This is a genomic window from Streptomyces beihaiensis, from assembly GCF_026274175.1.
GTDB lineage: Bacteria > Actinomycetota > Actinomycetes > Streptomycetales > Streptomycetaceae > Streptomyces > Streptomyces beihaiensis.
On record NZ_JAPHNL010000326.1, the window covers coordinates 17146 to 28485 of the forward strand.

Below are 11340 nucleotides of genomic sequence, written 5' to 3' on the forward strand. Positions count from 1 at the left end.
CGGTTCGTTGGACTGCGGTGGACGCCCGCGCCCCACTGGGCACGGTGGTGTCTCGGACGGGCCCCCACACTAACGGCTGGCAACAACACCGGCCCGCCGCCTGTGGACAACCCACGGGCAGCGGGCCGGAGCACCGCACGGATCAGGACTAGACGGCGGCCTTCTTCAGGCGGCGCCGCTCGCGCTCGGACAGGCCGCCCCAGATGCCGAAGCGTTCGTCGTTGGCGAGCGCGTATTCGAGGCACTCGGACCGGACCTCGCACGCCAGGCAGACCTTCTTGGCCTCCCGGGTGGAGCCGCCCTTCTCAGGGAAGAAGGACTCGGGGTCGGTCTGGGCGCACAGTGCGCGCTCCTGCCAGCCGAGTTCGTCTTCCGCGTCCTCGACCAGCAGATCCTGAAACGACTCGGTCATAGTGCGCCCCTCGTCTGTCCGTGCGTCCCCGTGATGTTGCCGTTACCGATTTCGGCTGAACGACACGAGTGAAATTACAAGTGTGCCGATCCGGGGCAGTCAAGCCGGGATCTGCTATTGGGCCCCTTATTCACTCTGCGGAACCAAGGCTATGCGGAAAGTGTTCAAATCGGCAAAAACCGTGACACTTGCCAGCGGCGCATCCAGCTGTTCCGCCCCTCATGGACCGTCATGAGCCGCTGCACAGAAGGACGTCGCAGAGATCGATCAGGGTTCCGGAGGCGCCCGCGAAGCGAACCAGATCACATTCGGATCACAGGATCACAACGGCGTTTGCCCGCCGGACTGGTGCGCCACATGTCCGCCCGGCGCACTGCACAAACCTTTCACCCGCCACAACAACCGGATGAGGTGAAACATATCTCGCAATCCGGACAACGGGCGGCTTCAGGTTGACAGAGGACACATGACCCGGTCTCCTGTTGGGCATGCTCGCGCATTCGGACACCACGACGACCCGCACCGCCGGGTCGCTCCGTGCTGCCCACGCGTGTCGCGCGTGTCACAGCTGTTGCTGTTCCAGCTGTTGAGTCGTTGAGCCGAGCGCTCCGACCGCACGCCCACCCCTCTCCGCTCCTTCTCCGCTTCTCTGCTTCTCCCCTTCTCTGCTTCTCCGCTTCTCCACGCCCCGGTGCCGCACCGCGCGCCGTGCGCGCCGACGACCCCAGAGGACCCCACCCCCATGAACAGCGACAGCGACCTCCAGATCGCCGGCGACCTGCTGGAGGTGCAGCACCTGCTGCAGCCCGCGCGGGAACACCCGCGGACCGTGGCCGAGTTCGTCGGCCTGGCCCGCGCCATCGCCGCCGACCGCTCCCAGTGGGAGCACCTCGTCCGCTACGACGCCACCACCCGCTGGTACCACCGGCTGCGCACCGGCCCCGGCTACGAGGTGTGGCTGCTGTCCTGGCTGCCGGGTCAGCGCACCGGCACGCACGACCACGGGCGCTCGTCGGGTGTACTGACGCTGCTCCAGGGCGAGCTGACGGAGCGTACGGAGCAGGGCGCGCGGACGCTCGCGCCGGGCGCGCAGCGGGTCTTCGCGCCGGGGTACGTCCACGAGGTCACCAACGACTCCCTCGAACCGGCCGTCAGCCTGCACGTGTACTACCCGGGGCTCACCGAGATGCCGATGCACCCGGAACTCCCCGAAGGCGCTGCCGCGGCCGCCGGCTCGGAGACCACGGCCGCCGGCTCGCAGACCACGGCCGCCGTCTGAGGGTGCGCCGAAGGGGCGCCGCCCGATTGTCAGAGGTGCCTGCGATGCTTGGCACATGCGCATTGTGGTTCTGGCAGGCGGCATCGGTGGTGCCCGGTTCCTTCGCGGTCTCAAACTGGCCGCGCCGGACGCCGCCATCACGGTCATCGGCAACACCGGGGACGACATCCATCTCTTCGGACTGCAGGTCTGTCCGGACCTCGACACGGTGATGTACACGCTGGGCGGCGGCATCGACGAGGAGCAGGGCTGGGGTCGCCGGGACGAGACGCATGTGGTGAAGGAGGAACTGGCGGCCTACGGGGTGGGTCCGGAGTGGTTCGGCCTGGGCGACCGGGACTTCGCAACCCACATCGTCCGTACGCAGATGCTGGGCGCGGGCTATCCGCTGAGCGCGGTCACCGAGGCGCTGTGCCAGCGGTGGAAGCCGGGCGTGCGGCTGCTGCCCATGACCGACGACCGCGTGGAGACACATGTCGCGGTGACGATCGACGGGGAGCGCAGGGCCGTTCACTTCCAGGAGTACTGGGTGAAGCTGCGCGCCTCCGTGGACGCGCACGCCGTCGTGCCGGTCGGCGCCGAGCAGTCGAGCCCCGCGCCGGGCGTGCTGGAGGCCGTCGCCGAGGCGGACGTCATCCTCTTCCCGCCGTCCAACCCGGTGGTGAGTGTCGGCACGATCCTGGCCGTGCCGGGCATCCGGGAGGCCATCGCCGGGGCCGGGGCGCCGGTGATCGGTCTCTCGCCGATCGTCGGGGACGCGCCCGTGCGCGGCATGGCCGACAAGGTGCTGGCCGCCGTGGGCGTGGAGTCCAGCGCGGCCGCGGTCGCCGAACACTACGGGCGGCGGGAGGGCGGCAGCGGGCTGCTCGACGGGTGGCTGGTGGACACCGTGGACGAGAAGGCGGTGGAGCGGGTCGAGAAGGCGGGCATCCGGTGCCGGGCCGTACCGCTGATGATGACGGACCATCAGGAGGGCCACGCGGCGGCGGAGATGGCCCGCGCGGCCCTGGCCCTCGCGGAGGAGGTGCGCGGCGCGTGAGCGGAGCCCGGGCGGGTGAACTGCGGGTGTGGGCCGTGCCCGGCATCCCTGAGGTGCGTGCGGGCGACGACCTGGCGAAGCTGATCGCCGCCGCCGAGCCGGGACTCGTGGACGGTGACGTCGTCCTGGTCACCTCGAAGATCGTCTCCAAGGCTGAGGGGCGGCTCGTACGGGCCGACGACCGGGAGGCGGCGATCGACGCGGAGACCGTACGGGTCGTCGCGCGGCGTGGCGCGCTGCGGATCGTGGAGAACCGGCAGGGTCTGGTGATGGCGGCGGCGGGCGTGGACGCGTCCAACACCCCGGCCGGGACCGTGCTGCTGCTGCCCGAGGACCCCGACGCGTCCGCCGAGGCCGTACGGGCCGGGCTGCGCGACACGCTCGGCGTCGACGTCGGCGTGATCGTCACGGACACCTTCGGCCGGCCCTGGCGCAACGGCCTCACCGACATCGCGATCGGCTCGGCGGGCGTCCGCGTCCTTGAGGACCTGCGCGGCGGTACGGACGCGCACGGCAATCCGCTCAGCGCGACCGTCGTCGCGACGGCGGACGAGCTGGCCGGGGCCGGGGACCTCGTCAAGGGCAAGGCGGGCGGGCTGCCGGTGGCCGTCGTGCGCGGCCTGGGCGAGCAGGTGCTCGGCGAGGGCAGCGCGCGGGAGCTGGTGCGCGACGCCCGCGACGACATGTTCCGGCTCGGGACGTCGGAGGCCGTACGGGAGGCGGTCACGCAGCGGCGTACGGTGCGGGCGTTCACCGACGAGCCGGTCGACCCGGGGTCGGTGCGGCGTGCCGTGGCGGCGGCGATCACGGCGCCCGCGCCGCACCACACGACGCCGTGGCGGTTCGTGCTGCTGGAGTCCGCTCAGGCACGAGCACGGCTGCTCGACGCGATGCGGGACGCGTGGATCGCGGATCTGCGGCGGGACGGCAAGAGCGAGGAGTCGATCGCGAAGCGGGTGCGGCGCGGCGACGTGCTGCGCGAAGCGCCGTACCTGGTGGTGCCCTGCATGGTGACGGACGGGGCGCACGCGTACGGGGATGTTCGGCGGGACACCGCCGAGCGGGAGATGTTCGTGGTGGCCGCCGGGGCCGGCGTGCAGAACTTTCTGGTTGCGCTGGCCGGGGAACGGCTGGGTTCCGCGTGGGTGTCGTCGACGATGTTCTGCCGGGACGTGGTGCGGGAGGTGCTCGGGCTGCCGCAGGAGTGGGATCCGATGGGCGCGGTCGCGGTGGGCCACGCTGCGGCTCCGCCGCGGGAGCGGGCTGAGCGGGTGGTTTCGGAGTTCGTCGCGGTGCGGTGAGACGGGGTTCGGGGAGACGGGTTCGGGCAGGCGGTGTTCGGGGAGACGGGGCGGGGGCCGTCCGATCGCGCGAGCGGCGCCGGGGGCCGCCTTGCCCACCCTGCCGCCCCGGGCGGCAGACTGCCCAAGGCGGCGGGGGGCGGCACCGGGACAGGGCGGGCCCGACGGCGGACTGCGGACTGCGGACTGCGGACTGCGGACGCGCGAGGGTAGTTGGGTAGGGGGCCCAGGCGGCGGACGCACGAAGGCAGCCGGGGCAGCAGGGACCCAGACGGCAGACGCACGAAGGCAGCCGGGGCAGCTCGGCAGAGTTCGTGGTTGAGGCAGTGGTTGAGGCAGTGGGGGCAGCGGAGGGCTGGCCGAGGGGTGCTGCGGAGGGGTGCGGGGGGCTACCAGTCGGCGATGTTCACTCGGGGCATTTTGGGGTGTCTGCGCGGTGGGGCCGCGCCGCTGAGGAGGATCAGGCGGGCCGCGCGGTGGCGTTGGCCCGCGTACGGGGACAGCAGGTCCAGCATGTCGGCGTCCGTCGCGTCGCGGTTGCCCGCCAAGGCGTGACCGACGATGCCGGGCAGATGCAGGTCACCCGTGGTCACCTCGTCCGGGGCGCCGTGCGTGCGCTGCACCGTCTCGGCCGAGGTCCACGGACCGATGCCAGGGACGAGTTCGAGGCGGGCGCGGGCCGCGGGCGGGTCCATCCGCACCGCCTCCTCCAGGCGACGGGCCACCCTGACCGCCCTGATGACCGTCGAGGCGCGCTTGTTGTCGACGCCCGCCCTGTGCCACTCCCACGACGGGATCAGCGCCCACGCGCGCGGGTCCGGCATCACCCGCATACGCAGCGGCGGGAGCCCCGCCGGGCCCGGGGCCGGTTCGCCGTGCGTGCGCAGCAGCAGACGCCAGGCGCGGTATGCCTCGTCCGTCGTGACCTTCTGCTCCAGGATCGACGGGATCAGCGATTCGAGCACCAGTCCCGTACGGGTCAGCCGCAGGCCACTGCGGCGGCGGGCCGTGTGGGCGACGAGACGGTGGCGGGGCTCGAACGGGGCCGGGTCGTCGAGGTCGCCGACGAGCGCGGGCACCTGGTCGAGGAACCAGTCGGCTCCCGGGCCCCAGGCATCCGCCCGGACCCTGCCGACGTCTCCCCTCGCGTCCTGCTCGATCGGCGTGACCCGCAGCGTCGCGGGGCCCTCAGGTGTGCGGCTCGCCCGCCACAGCGCGCCGTCCGGTGTGGCGCGGAACGTCGGATCGGCCGGACCGCGGCGCAGCGCGCCGAGGGTGAGGCCCAGGTGGACGGGGCTTTTGAGGGCGTACGTGCGGGTCGCCGCACGTTCTGCGGGAGCCGGGCCCTGTGGTGCCTGCGCCGGGCCGGGTACGCGCGGGTCAGCGGCGCGCGGGGGGCGCGTACGGGGGGCGTATCGGCGGCCTGCCACAGGTGTCCTCGGTCGGGCGGGTGTGCCCTATGAGGGTAGGGGGTGTCTGAGGGTTTCGTGCCCGCCTGGCTGGTCGCCCCACGTCACTGGTCGCCGCACATCACTGGTCGCCCCACGTCACTGGTCGGCCCGCGTCACTGGTCGGACGAGAAGCGCACCGATGCCGCCGGGAGCGTGGCGTCGCACCAGACGCGTACGCCGTCCCTCAGTTCGTTGTCGGCGCCGACGTGTGCGCCGTCGCCGACGACCACGCCGGTGAGGCGCGCGCGGGCGCCCACCCGGGCCCCCTTGCCGATCAGCGAGTCGGTGACCACCGCGCCCGGTTCGATCACGGCGCCGTCCAGGACCGTGGAGCCGCCCACCCGGGCGCCCTCGGCCACGCGCGCGTGCGCGCCGACGACGGTGCCGCCGGTGAGCTTCGCGTCGGGCGCCACCACGGCGGTGGGCAGGACCAGCCGGTCGCCGCGGCGGCCGGGCACGGCGGGCGACGGGGCGCGGCCCAGGACCAGGTCGGCGGAGCCGCGCACGAAGGCGGCCGGGGTGCCCAGGTCCAGCCAGTACGTGGAGTCGACCATGCCCTGGAGGTGGGCCCCGGCGGCGAGCAGCTCGGGGAACGTCTCGCGCTCGACCGAGACCGCACGCCCCGCGGGGATCGTGTCGATGACCGAGCGCCGGAAGACGTACGCGCCCGCGTTGATCTGGTCGGTGACGATCTCCTCAGGGGTCTGGGGCTTCTCCAGGAACGCCTGTACGCGGCCTGTCGGGTCCGTGGGGACGAGTCCGTACGCGCGCGGGTCCTCGACGCGGGACAGGTGCAGCGAGACGTCCGCGCCGGTCGTCTCGTGCTCGCGCACCAGAGCCCGGATGTCGAGTCCGGTGAGAATGTCGCCGTTGAAGATCAGGACCGGATCCTCGGGGCCCGAGCGCAGGCGGGAGGCGACGTTGCGGATGGCGCCGCCGGTGCCGAGGGGCTCGTCCTCGGTCACGTACTCGAGGTGGAGGCCGAGACGGGAGCCGTCGCCGAAGTACGGCTCGAAGACCTCGGCGAGGTACGAGGTGGCCAGGACGACGTGGTCGACGCCCGCCGCCTTGGCACGCGCCAGCTGGTGCGTGAGGAACGGCACGCCCGCCGCCGGAACCATCGGTTTCGGTGTGTTCACCGTGAGCGGGCGCAGCCGGGTGCCCTTCCCGCCGACCAGGAGGATCGCTTCTGTCACCTTGTCGTCTCTGCTTCCTGCTCGGGGTGCTGCCGAGGCCGGCCGAACTGTCTTTCGGCCGGCCAGTGTATGCAGACCGTTCACGCCCGCCGGGCAGGCCGGGCCGGTGACGGGGCCGAGGGTCAGGGTCGGCCCTGGAGGTGTGCCGCGGTGCGGCGGGCGCTGCCCAGTCGCTTGTAGAGACGGTCTCCCGGGCATTCGGTCGCGTATCCGTCCCGGTGACCGGAGATCACGTCCAGTCGCACGTTCTTGCCCTTGCGGAACAGGTTTCCGCCGCCGGACTTCAGGTGCGTCACGCCGCGCGGGTTGGCCCGGAAGAGTCCGAGCTTCCAGGCGGTGAGGCGTGCCACGGCGTTCACCGAGGCGGCGGAGGGCTTGGTGCGGCCGAACGTGCCCAGGACCGCGACGCCCATGCTGTCCGTGTTGAAGCCCATGGTGTGCGCGCCGCGGACGGGCTTGGCGACGCCGCCCGCGCGGCCCTCGTAGATGCGGCCGCACTTGTCGATGAGGAAGTTGTAGCCGATGTCGCGCCAGTGCAGGCTCTTGACGTGGTAGCGGTAGATGCCGCGGATGACGGAGGGGGCCTGCGAGCAACGGTAGTTGTTGCCCGTCGCCGTGTGGTGGATGAAGGCCGCCTTCACCGTCCTCGTGTACGCGAACTTCCGCTCGCGGAGCTTCTCGTCCGCGCCCCAGCCCTTGCGGGTGATGATGCGGGGGCGGGCGCCGATGTACGGGCGGGCCTCCGGGGCCGCAGCCGCGCCCGCGGTGCCGGCGGGGGCCGACGCGGTCAGGGCGTCCTCGGTCTGCTTCTTGGTGAGCGCCGGGATGACGTCGGCGCCGAGCGGGGCGAGACCGGCGTTGGCGGCCGATGCCTGGGCGGTCTCGGGGGTGAGCGTGCCGGAGCGGGAGGCGTCGGCGGGGTCGTCGGCCGGGGCCCCCTGGGTGGTCGTGGTGGGTTCCTGGCCGGGGTCCACGAGTTCGAGGCGGAGGCCCTGGGGGAGCACGCCGCCGTCCGAGGACACGGTCGAGGAAGCGGTCGAGGAAGCGGTCGACGCCCTGGTTGACGCCGCCCCGGGGTGGGGCGGGGCCTGAGTCGCCGGTTTCGTTTCGGGGGACTCGGGGGCGGCGTTCGGCGGGGCCGCCTTGACCCGTACCTCGACCCCGTCCGAGTCGCCCACCCACAGCGGGGCGGTGGAGCCGCGGACCCCGGCACCCTCGCCTTCGGGGCTGTCCGGGTCGGGGGCGTCGTCGTTGTGGGCCTGCAGGTCCTGCCAGGCGGACCACGTGGTGGTACCGGTGGCGCGGGTGCGGACCTGTACCCGGCCGTCGAGCTGGGCTCTCGGGTCGTCCCAGACGACCCCGACGAGCGAGAACGGGTGTACGTCGCGTCGTGTCACGCCCTCCTCCTGCGGGGTGCCCGCGGCGCGGTCGGCGGGGAGGGGAGCGAGCCGGAGGGACTGGGTGCTGCCGGGGAGCGACTCCTGCGCCGGGATCGGCGCGGCAGCGTGTGAGGGGGTGGGGGCGGTGAGAGCGATGGGGAGGGCGAGGGCGGCCGCGCAGGTCACGCCGATCGACGAAGCTAGGAATCCACGCATGCCCACGATCGTGGGCATTTAGCATCTTTCCGGCCAATGGGACGTGTCATACGGGGGTACGGGCTTCCGGCTACCGGCTACCGGCTACCGGCTACCGGCTACCGGCGAGAGGTACGTGTACGGGAGCGGCGCGCGCGATCGTAGAGTTGGGCGGGTGAATGACGCTGTGCGTACACCCGCCGGACTGTTGCAGGCCGCGCTTCGCGCCGATCCGGCGCGGCCCCTCGTGACCTTCTACGACGACGCGACCGGGGAGCGCGTCGAGCTCTCCGTCGCCACCTTCGGCAACTGGGTGGCCAAGACGGCCAACCTGCTGCAAGGAGACCTGGGCGCCGAACCCGGTGACCGGGTCGCCCTGCTGCTGCCCGCTCACTGGCAGACCGCCGTGTGGCTGCTGGCCTGCTCGTCCGTGGGCGTCGTGGCCGACCTGGGCGGGGACCCGGCTGCGGCCGACCTCGTCGTCAGCGGTCCCGACACGCTCGACGCCGCCCGCGCCTGCTCCGGGGAGCGGGTCGCCCTCGCGCTGCGACCGCTCGGCGGACGGTTCCCCCAGCCTCCGGAGGGCTTCACGGACTACGCCGTGGAGGTACCGGGGCAGGGCGACCGGTTCGCGCCCTTCTCGCCCGTGGACCCGGAGGACCTCGCGCTCGTCGTCGCCGGGGCCGAGTGGACCGGCGCCGAGGTCGTCGAGAAAGCCTCGGCCGACGCCGCGGGGCTCGGCCTGACCGGGCCCGGTTCCCGGCTGCTGTCCGGACTCCCGTACGACAGCTGGAAGGGCGTGAGCGCCGGTCTTTACTCACCGCTCGCCACCGGCGGCTCGGTCGTGCTCTGCCGCAATCTGGACCACCTCGACGACGAGGCGCTCGCCCGCCGCGTGGAGAGCGAGCGGGTGAGCGCGACCGCCGTCGCCCGGTAGGCCGCCACGCCGGTCGGCCGCGCTCCCCGGCAGGCCGCCGCCCGGCAGACCACCCTCCCCACGGGCCCCGCACCCCGACAAGCCGCCGCCCCGGCACACCACACTCCCCGCGGGCCGCACCCCCGACAAGCCGCCGCCGGTGAGCCGTCCGGCAAACCGCCCGCTCCCCTTCCTCCCGTCACCCGTTCGGATCAGCTTTCCCGGCCTCCCGGCGCCGCGCGGGTCATGGTCGTAGAGACGCATCGTTTCCGCGACGCCTCAAGGGGGGCTCTTACGTGACCGACTCCGCTGGCCCGCCCGAGCCGACGCCGCTCGGCCCGGGGACCGGCTCCTCCCCGACCGGCGCCTGGCGGGGGCGGCGGCGCCGGAGATGGCTGCGGTACTCGGCGGTCGGCGCGGCGTTCGTGGTGCTGGTGACGGCCGGGGCGGGCTGGATCGCGTACGAGAAGCTCAACGGGAACATCACCGAGGACACGGCCGCCGCCGACGAGCTCGCCCGTTACGACAAGGAGCGTCCGACCGTCCTGGTCGCCGGGGCGCAGAACCTGCTGATCATAGGGTCCGACTCGCGGGCCGGGGCCAACGCGAAGTACGGGCGCAACGACGGCACACAGCGCTCCGACACCACGATCCTGCTGCACGTCGCGGCGGACCGGAAGAGCGCGACGGCCCTGTCGATACCGCGTGACCTGATGGTGCACGTGCCGAGCTGCGGCAAGCCCGGCGGCGGGCGCACGGAGCCGATGTTCGTGATGTTCAACTCCGCCTTCGAGCTGGGCGGATCGGCCTGCACGATCCGCACGGTCGAGAAGCTGACCGGCATCCGGATCAATCACCACATGATCGTGGACTTCCAGGGCTTCAAGAAGATGGTCGACGCGGTCGACGGGGTGCAGGTGTGCCTGGCCAAGCCGATAGACGACAAGGACGCCCATCTCAAGCTGCCCGCGGGACGCCAGACGCTCAACGGCGAACAGGCCCTCGGGTACGTGCGGGCCCGCAAGACCCTCGGCAACGGCAGCGACACCGAACGTATGGACCGCCAGCAGCGGTTCCTCGGCGCGCTCATCCAGAAGGTGCAGAGCAACGGCGTGCTGCTCAACCCGGCCAAGCTCTACCCGGTGCTCGACGCCGCCACGTCCTCCCTGACCACCGACCCGGGCCTGGCGAGCCTGCACGGCCTGTACGACCTGGTACGCGGCCTTCGCGGCATCCCGGCCGACCGCATCCAGTTCCTGACCGTGCCCCGGGAGCCCTACGTCTACAACGCCAACCGCGACCAGCTGGTGCAGCCCGCCGCCGACCAGCTCTTCGCGCGGCTGCGGGCCGACGAGCCGGTCGTGGTGGCCAAGACGTCACCGGCGCGGCACCTGGCCGGGAGCGACACGGCGTACCAGGAGCGGGGTGAGAACCGCGGTCAGGACCAATACGGCGACAGCGACAGCGACAGCGACAGCGGCAACGGCAACGGCAACGGCAACGGCAACGGCTCTTACGTCGATTCCTACGACGGCGCTTACGACGACGCTTACGACGACAGTTATGACGACGGGAAGCCGCTCGGGCCCTCCGATTCCCCTTCCCCCTCCCCCGCGCCCACCTTCCGCGGCAACACCGCCGCCCAGAAAGAGTGCGGCTGAACGCGGCCCTGATGTGCCCAGTACGTAAAGCTCAAGTCATCACCTGGTACACAGGTTTCGGAAATGGTCCGGTTTTGCCCGGATGTATAGACGTGGAATTTGTCACCGTCGTCGCTCCACGCTGAACTGGGCGGATAAGGTGAGCGACCCGGAGCACCCGGCCGTGCTGGCACAGGCGGGTCACCGATCAGCTACCGACTGACTTACCGGGGCGCCCGCACGAGGGGGACGGGGCGCCGCGTGGCCCCGACGGAGGACCAGACAACCGTGGACTCGCAAGGCCGTGGGCGGGCGGACGACATCGATCCCGCAGACCAGTGGGTGCTCAACCCCCAGACAGGCGACTACGAACTGCGACTGCGCCCTTCCGCTGGGCAGCCGCCGGTACCCGGACCCCGCCGCAACCCTCGCGGCCCGCAGGGCCCCCAGGGCCCGCGCGGCAGTGCGCCGGGCGGCCGCGGTGACGTGCCGCCCCCGCGCGGCGGGCGCCGCGAGACGCGGCAGGGGCCGC

9 protein-coding genes and 1 pseudogene are annotated in these 11340 nt (G+C 72.4%); 6 read left to right on the forward strand and 4 right to left on the reverse strand.

What is annotated here, in order from left to right:
- Positions 1–148: 148 nt before the first annotated feature.
- Positions 149–412, reverse strand: a complete 264-nt coding sequence (locus OFY01_RS30015) for a WhiB family transcriptional regulator (protein WP_266605256.1) — start codon at positions 410–412, stop codon at positions 149–151.
- A gap of 742 nt (positions 413–1154) precedes the next feature.
- Here OFY01_RS30015 and OFY01_RS30020 point away from each other — a divergent pair.
- The 3 genes from OFY01_RS30020 to OFY01_RS30030 are packed head-to-tail and all read left to right on the forward strand — an operon-like array spanning position 1155 to position 4031.
- The gene (locus OFY01_RS30020; protein WP_266605258.1) at positions 1155–1691 is read left to right on the forward strand and encodes a cysteine dioxygenase; all 537 of its coding nucleotides are present in this window, start codon (positions 1155–1157) and stop codon (positions 1689–1691) included.
- A 55-nt stretch (positions 1692–1746) separates the two neighbouring features.
- Positions 1747–2730: a 2-phospho-L-lactate transferase gene (gene cofD, locus OFY01_RS30025; protein WP_266605260.1), complete on the forward strand. Its 984-nt coding sequence runs from the start codon at positions 1747–1749 to the stop codon at positions 2728–2730.
- Positions 2727–4031: a coenzyme F420-0:L-glutamate ligase gene (locus OFY01_RS30030; protein WP_266605262.1), complete on the forward strand. Its 1305-nt coding sequence runs from the start codon at positions 2727–2729 to the stop codon at positions 4029–4031. Before cofD ends, OFY01_RS30030 begins: the two co-directional genes overlap by 4 nt.
- A gap of 389 nt (positions 4032–4420) precedes the next feature.
- Here the strand turns inward: OFY01_RS30030 and OFY01_RS30035 are convergent, their stop codons facing one another.
- From OFY01_RS30035 to OFY01_RS30045, 3 genes are all read right to left on the reverse strand, one after another.
- Complete coding sequence (locus OFY01_RS30035) at positions 4421–5461, reverse strand: DNA-3-methyladenine glycosylase family protein (protein WP_407700454.1); 1041 nt, start codon at positions 5459–5461, stop codon at positions 4421–4423.
- A 134-nt stretch (positions 5462–5595) separates the two neighbouring features.
- Positions 5596–6678 (reverse strand): mannose-1-phosphate guanylyltransferase, encoded by a 1083-nt coding sequence (gene manB / locus OFY01_RS30040; RefSeq protein WP_266605263.1) that lies wholly within the window; start codon positions 6676–6678, stop codon positions 5596–5598.
- Between the two features lie 122 nt (positions 6679–6800).
- Positions 6801–8273: a peptidoglycan recognition protein family protein gene (locus OFY01_RS30045; RefSeq protein ID WP_266605265.1), complete on the reverse strand. Its 1473-nt coding sequence runs from the start codon at positions 8271–8273 to the stop codon at positions 6801–6803.
- A gap of 154 nt (positions 8274–8427) precedes the next feature.
- Between OFY01_RS30045 and OFY01_RS30050 the strand changes: the two genes are divergently transcribed.
- The 3 genes and pseudogenes from OFY01_RS30050 to OFY01_RS30060 form a co-directional block, all read left to right on the forward strand.
- Positions 8428–9189, forward strand: a complete 762-nt coding sequence (locus OFY01_RS30050) for a TIGR03089 family protein (RefSeq protein WP_266605267.1) — start codon at positions 8428–8430, stop codon at positions 9187–9189.
- A 275-nt stretch (positions 9190–9464) separates the two neighbouring features.
- Complete coding sequence (locus tag OFY01_RS30055) at positions 9465–10829, forward strand: LCP family protein (protein WP_266605269.1); 1365 nt, start codon at positions 9465–9467, stop codon at positions 10827–10829.
- Positions 10830–11096: 267 nt separating this feature from the next.
- Positions 11097–11340 (forward strand): annotated as a pseudogene (locus tag OFY01_RS30060) (LCP family protein); the annotation flags it as partial.